The following is a 6,735-nucleotide window of genomic DNA, read 5'->3' as shown; positions in this document are numbered from 1 at the left end:
TAGAATTGCTGGAAGAATTAGGTTCAGATTTAGATTTAGAAGAGATACATAAAGGTGAAATGACTCCTGTATTTTTTGGCAGTGCTATGACTAATTTTGGGGTGCAATTATTCTTAGATGCTTTTTTGGAATATGCTCTAAAACCGGGTATTCATAAAAGTACGGTAGGTGAAGTTTCTCCTACTTATCCAAATTTCACTGGATTTGTGTTTAAATTGCAGGCTAATATGGACCATAAACACCGAGATAGGGTGGCTTTTATTCGGGTTTGCACGGGAAGATTTGAAAAAGATATGACTGTTAGTCATGCTAGAACAGGTAAAACAGTTCGATTGTCTCGCCCGCAAAAGTTATTTGCTCAAGATAGAGACTCTATTGAAATTGCTTATCCAGGAGATATAATTGGTTTAAATAATCCAGGGGTATTTGCTATTGGAGATACTATTTATAATGGCAAAAAATTAGAGTATGAAGGTATCCCTTGTTTTTCACCAGAAATATTTGCTTATTTAAGAAATCCTAATCCTTCTAAGTTTAAGCAATTTCGGAAAGGAGTTAATGAGTTACGAGAGGAAGGTGCTGTACAAATTATGTACTCTGCAGATGAGGCAAAAAGAGACCCTATTTTGGCTGCTGTTGGGCAACTTCAATTAGAGGTTGTTCAGTTCCGAATGCAAAATGAATATGGAGTTGAAACTAATTTGGAAATGTTGCCTTTTACTGTGGCACGTTGGGTTAATTCTGGTTGGGATGTACTCAAAAAAGTTGGTAGGTTATTTAACACTGTGGCGGTAAAAGATAGCTGGGGACGACCTGTTTTGTTGTTCAAAAATGAGTGGAATTGTCAACAGGTAGAATCTGAGCATCCAGAGTTAAATTTGAATACTACTGCGCCAGTTGTTTCTGGTCAGGAACCTGAGTCTTTGTGAGTAGAAGGAGGAAGTCAGAAGTCAGAAGAGCTTAAATTTCAAAGGGAATTTTCAACTTGATTTTTGATAGATAGCTATCTATTTTCAATTTTCAGTCAGAAGTTAGAAGCCACAAGTCAGAAGTCAGAAAAGCTTAAATTTCAAAGGGAATTTTCAACTTGATTTTTGATAGATAGCTACCTATTTTCAATTTTGTTGAAATAATTCAATGAAGGAGGGAAAAAGTAATCAGAAATAAGGAATTGAATATCACAATAGTTGATTCATCCCCTGAAGCACTCATGGTAAATCTGAGGTCAAACTAATTTCTGCTCTCTGTTGTGAATACCGCAATAGTCATTTCATTCCCTGAAGCACTCGATGGTGAGTCTGAGGTCAAACTAATAGAGTTAGTTTATGTGATTTTACCAAACCTATAGCTGTACGGTCTAACTCCCTATAATAGACTGTAAAAATCTTTTTTTTATCAAAATAATATGGGTCGTGCAACCCCGCCTTTTAAGGCGAAATATTTTTGGAGAGTTGCTCAAATCCCCTACTTCCCCTCCCCTCCTGGGAGGGGTTAGGGGTGGGTTAACTTCTGACTTCTGACTTCTGACTTCGTTAACGGTTATTACAACAGCAAGATTGCTAAATTAAGATAATATAGCTTCTTCAAAATCAATAGAGCTGCAACGCCTTTGATGCAAGGAAAGTTATTTTACAAATGATTTAAACGGGTTATAGATTTACTCAAATATTGCCAATAATTAACAATGAAACGAAAAAAAATTATTATTCTATCAACTATATGTTTACTAACTGTAGGAATTGCAGAATTTTCTAGACAAAAATTAAGTGATGATTGTGCAAAATGGTATTGCTCCGGAGGTTGAGATTTCGGGTAGTGGTTTAGATTCTGAGGTCAGGGTCGGGGAAAGTATGATTTTGTTTGGTGAGGATAGAGTAATTTTCAGGAAGTGAAATATTAAAAATTTAACCCCTCTTTGGTAGAATTATCAATCACATTTTTGATTGTATCTCCCTGCATTTCCAGATCAATTTCTCTCATAAGTTTGGCAATCCGTTTGGCAAAATAATATACTCGTTTCAAATACTCAATAAAATCTGATTCAAGGCCAAACGCAACCAACCGATTCGGTTGGTCAGCAGTTAAACGCATAGCTAGATGAGTATGTGCTTGGCTAGCCAACTCGTTAATTTGGGGTTTCATTGCCACCACCTGGGCAGCTAACTGCGGATCAGAGGAAACTACTGATTTGAGCGCCTGGTCTACAGCAAAACAAACCTCTTCATGCAGAGACTTTAAAACCTTTTGGGTAGTATCACTAAACTGAAGCTCATGGTGTAGCCGATCGTTGCCAATTTCCACTACATTAGTCTCAATAGTATCCCCGATATTTTCAATATAGTTGGCAATCTTTAGGTACATAGACAAAAGTTCAGATTGTTGGGTCACTAAGGTTTCCAAACTCAACTGACTGAGGTAAGTTACAATCGCCCCATAAAGTCGATCGACCTCATCATCCATTGCTCGTAGTGCTGCCACCTCATCACTGGTCCCACCCTCCACCACTGGCAGACAACCGCGCACCATCTTCAGAGCAATGTCTCCTACTTGCCCTAACTCTAAACGAACCCGATCTAAGGCCAAGGTGGGAGTAGTCAGCAACATCTGATCGAGAAATTTGGGTTGCCTTGGCCAAACTGCCGGATATTTAGCGGGCACCAACTGTTGCACCAACTTGGCCAACAGGGGAGCAAACCCAATAAAAATGAAAGCATTGGCCACATTAAATAAAGTATGAGCATTAGCAATTTGGCGTGGGGTTTCCATTGCTAGCTTGGACATACCTTCGAGGGAAGATGAAACAGGTGTCAGCCAACGTACTGTATCCGCTAACTGATTAATCAACCCAACCCAAAGCAGAACACCCAAGATATTAAATAAAACATGAGCGATCGCTGCCTGAACCGCTTCTGAAGGTTTGCCGATCGTCGCCAACATTGCCGTAATGCAAGTACCAATATTTGCACCAAACACCAGGGCAATTCCAGCTTCGAGATTCAATAAGCCTTGACTTGCCAAAACAATCACCAAGCCTGTGGTAACAGCAGAACTTTGTACTAAAGCAGTAAACACCGTGGCAATGGTAATCCCCAGTAAAGGATTTTCTACCTGCTGCATCAAGCTAATAAAAGGTGGATAGGTTTGTAGGGGACTGGTGGCAATCTTCATTAACTCCATGCCATAAAACATCAGACCCAATCCCATCAACAGCAAACCATACTGGCGAGAGTATCTTCGCTGGGAAATTAGTTGCAAGACAAAGCCAATGGCAAAAAGCAATAGAGCCGAGCGAGTAATTTTAAAGGCAATAATCTGAGCAGTAATGGTCGAGCCAATATTGGCCCCCATAATTACCCCAATTGATTGAGGCATGGTCATTAATCCGGCAGAAATAAAACCCACCACCAAAACCGTCGTCACTGAGGAGGATTGAAGCACTGCTGTGATAAATGCTCCAACCACTAAACCATTCCAACGATTCGAGGTCAGTTTCGCGAGCATTCGCTTCATAGATTTGCCCGCCACTTGCTTTAAGGACTCGGTCATTTGTTCAAGTCCAAATAAGAAGAATGCGAGTCCTCCACAGAGACCCACGGTAATTTGTCCGAATTCTAAAAGACTAATTGAGTTGGTTGGTGTCATTCTTTGTCATAGTTATTCAGTGTATGGTGATTGTTAATTTCTGAACTATTCTCATACTAAATAATTCCATTATTCCCAGTGCATTTACTGTATCTATAATACCTCATATACTGGTTCAAAAAGAGACATCAGAAAATCTAGCTGCCAAACTATTATATTACACAGAAAATGCTTCGACCTTCAACAACTATCCTGAATATCAAAAAGAATTGAACAAGGCTAAAAAGTTAATTTGATCACTACCAAATTCTGAAGCCAAACAAAATTTAATCAATGCATTAACTATTCATATTGTTGTTGATTACTTATTTGATTGTGCCAGTAGCGACTTTTACAAAAATTGTGATATTCTAAAGCTTAGATGGAGTTGTTCGCCTACACGCATGACTTTTTATTCAACTAAGTTTGTTTATACATTCACACACAAAGTTGTTTCAGGAACAATACCAAAAATCTTTTAATCTTGTGAAGCTTCTAAAGGTAAAAAGCTTTACCTCCATTGATACTTGCTAGAAAACCATCAGCATCTTCATTATCTTCATTCTCAAAAGCTCCTAAAAAATCAGCGGGTCAAAAGATTTTCACTACCATTTTTACAAAAATTGTGATATTCTAAAGCTTAAATGCAGTCGTTCGTCCATAAATATGATTTTTTATTCAACGATACAAATAGTGGGACTTACACAAAATAAAGGCAGAAAATAGGCTCAAATATAGATAGGCAGGGGCTTTCACGTCAAAAAGGCAAAAATCCTGAATTATCAAGGGTTCTAGCCATTTTTAAGGCTTTGACGTAATTCCCTTGTCTAGACTGACTTTGACGAATTTTTCCTACCAAAAAATGTTTAAGTCCCAATAGTATAGTTTTAAGTGCAATCAAAAATATTGTAGAAAAGAATATCAAGAAAAACAACACCTTTAGAAGTTCTATAAATAATGTTCCATCTAATCATCCGTGAATCCGTGTCAAAAATCCGTGTTTTGCCTTTCCTATTTCCCGAATTACTACTCCCTACTCCCTACTTCCTACTCCCTAAATAAAACAAAATGATTAAAATTATCCATCTTTCCGACATTCATATTGGTAGTGGTTTTTCCCACGGTCGTATCAACCCAGAAACAGGTTTAAACACTCGCCTCGAAGACTTTATTTCTAGTCTAAAACTTTGTATAGATAGAGCAATTTCTGAACCAGTTGATTTAGTTATTTTTGGTGGAGATGCTTTTCCAGATGCTACTCCCGCGCCATACATAAAACAAGCTTTTTCTCGTGAATTACGCCGTTTAGTAGATGCTGAAATTCCCACAGTATTATTAGTAGGAAATCACGACCAACATTCCCAGGGTCAAGGAGGGGCAAGTTTAGGTATTTATAGTACATTAGGAGTGCCTGGAGTTGTGGTAGGCGATCGCTTAGAAACTCACAATATTCAAACTAAAAGTGGTGCTATTCAGATTATTACTTTGCCTTGGTTAACTGCTTCTAGTTTAATGACAAAATCTGAGACTGAAAGTTTATCTATGGGTAAAGTTAATGAGTTATTAATTGAAAAATTGAAGTTGGTATTAGAAGCAGAAATTCGCCAATTAAATCCAGAAATTCCGACGGTACTTTTAGCTCATTTAATGGCAGATAGGGCGAGTTTAGGTGCGGAACGTTTTTTGGCTGTGGGTAAGGGTTTTAATATTCCTGTTTCTTTGTTAAATCGTGATTGTTTTGATTATGTAGCTTTAGGTCATGTTCATAAACATCAAAATTTGAATAAGTCTAATAACCCGCCAATTATTTATCCGGGAAGTATTGAAAGAGTAGATTTTAGTGAGGAGAAAGAAGAAAAAGGTTTTGTTTTGCTTGAACTAGAGAAAGGTGCAGTTAAATGGGAATTTTGTTCTTTGCCTGTGCGAAATTTTTATACTATTAAAGTTAATGTTTCCGAAGCAGAAAATCCACAAGCTGAATTGTTAAAATCTATTAGTAAAACTCAGATAAAAGATGCTGTAGTGCGGTTGATTTATCAGTTACGTTCCGAGCAGTTAGATTTGATTGAAAATGGAGTATTACATCAAGCTTTAAGTGAGGCACATACTTATACTATTCAACCAGAATTAGTCAGTCAGTTAGCAAGACCCCGTTTACCAGAATTGGCAAAAGGCAATAGTATCGATCCGTTAAAAGCATTAAAAACTTATTTAGAAAGTAGGGAAGATATTCAAGATATTCAGGAAGAAATGTTAGAAGCTGCTGCTAAATTACTATCAGATGGAGTAGATTCGTCGGCAGAAAATTCTGATAGTCAGTTAAGTTTATTTAGCAAATAGGGAGAAATAATTGATAATTTATGGATAATAATTGATTTTATTTTGGGTTTTGGAGATGCCTAATAATTGCTCTTTCTATTCTCCCTTTTTCCTCACCTTTACTAATAGGACTCGTTTCAATAATTGATAATTCATAATGGATAATTGATAATTACTTCTCCCTAAAAGGAAGAGGATTGAATAAAAGGAAAATTTTTTCTCTCTTGGTCGATTGGATATGGTTAGGAAACCCATCCATCCCTCGACCGCTTGTTTCTCCTTTAAAGGAGAGGCATTTTACCTTAATTATTCGGTAAAAATAACCCGAAAAGTTTTTTTAACTTTGTCTAGCAGAAGTCCCGCACCATAGTTGACTTGGTGTCGAGATGAATGCGTCCTAGCCTTGCTACCACCAATCAAATTTGAATCATTTGACATCCTCCCGACGCTCCCCTACGGGAGAGCGCGGGATTCCCATCCATCAGGACAACCGAAGTTGAATTGACTCAGGGTCGGTAGACGACTCATTGCCATCAACTACCTTTTTACGGTTAGAATTACGTCGGCTCCTCGTCTTGTTTAACGTCTAGGGCTGCCCGCCCGCGACGATATCAAAAAGTGATAGTTGTACAGGATTTTCTGCTACTGTTTCTTTGAGTGTTTCAGCTATGAACTACCCCGCCGTGTAGACGGACGGGGTTTCTAAGTCCCCGTCAACAAAGTCCGCACTTTGAGATTTTGAGCGCTTCATTTGCCCCAGTTGCCTCATCGAGCCTGTATGTTTACGGGTCGAAT

3 protein-coding genes are annotated in these 6,735 nt (G+C 38.1%); 2 read left to right on the top strand and 1 reads right to left on the bottom strand.

What is annotated here, in order from left to right:
* Window positions 1–929 (top strand): EF-Tu/IF-2/RF-3 family GTPase (locus F6K13_RS12270; protein WP_353735657.1); only part of this gene is annotated, 929 nt, incomplete at its 5' end.
* 967 nt (window positions 930–1,896) lie between these two features.
* Here the strand turns inward: F6K13_RS12270 and F6K13_RS12265 are convergent.
* Window positions 1,897–3,642, bottom strand: coding sequence for a Na/Pi cotransporter family protein (locus F6K13_RS12265; RefSeq protein WP_124146375.1), 1,746 nt, complete (start codon window positions 3,640–3,642; stop codon window positions 1,897–1,899).
* A 1,047-nt stretch (window positions 3,643–4,689) separates the two neighbouring features.
* On the opposite strand from F6K13_RS12265, the gene sbcD reads away from it, so the two are divergent.
* On the top strand, window positions 4,690–5,961 hold the full coding sequence (gene sbcD / locus F6K13_RS12260) for an exonuclease subunit SbcD (protein WP_124154711.1): 1,272 nt from the start codon (window positions 4,690–4,692) through the stop codon (window positions 5,959–5,961).
* The last annotated feature ends 774 nt before the right edge of the window (window positions 5,962–6,735 follow it).

Source organism: Okeania sp. SIO2B9, assembly GCF_010672505.1.
Classification (GTDB): domain Bacteria; phylum Cyanobacteriota; class Cyanobacteriia; order Cyanobacteriales; family Microcoleaceae; genus Okeania; species Okeania hirsuta.
The sequence above is the reverse complement of the archived record's forward strand: the minus strand, read 5'-3'. Positions and strand labels throughout refer to the sequence as shown.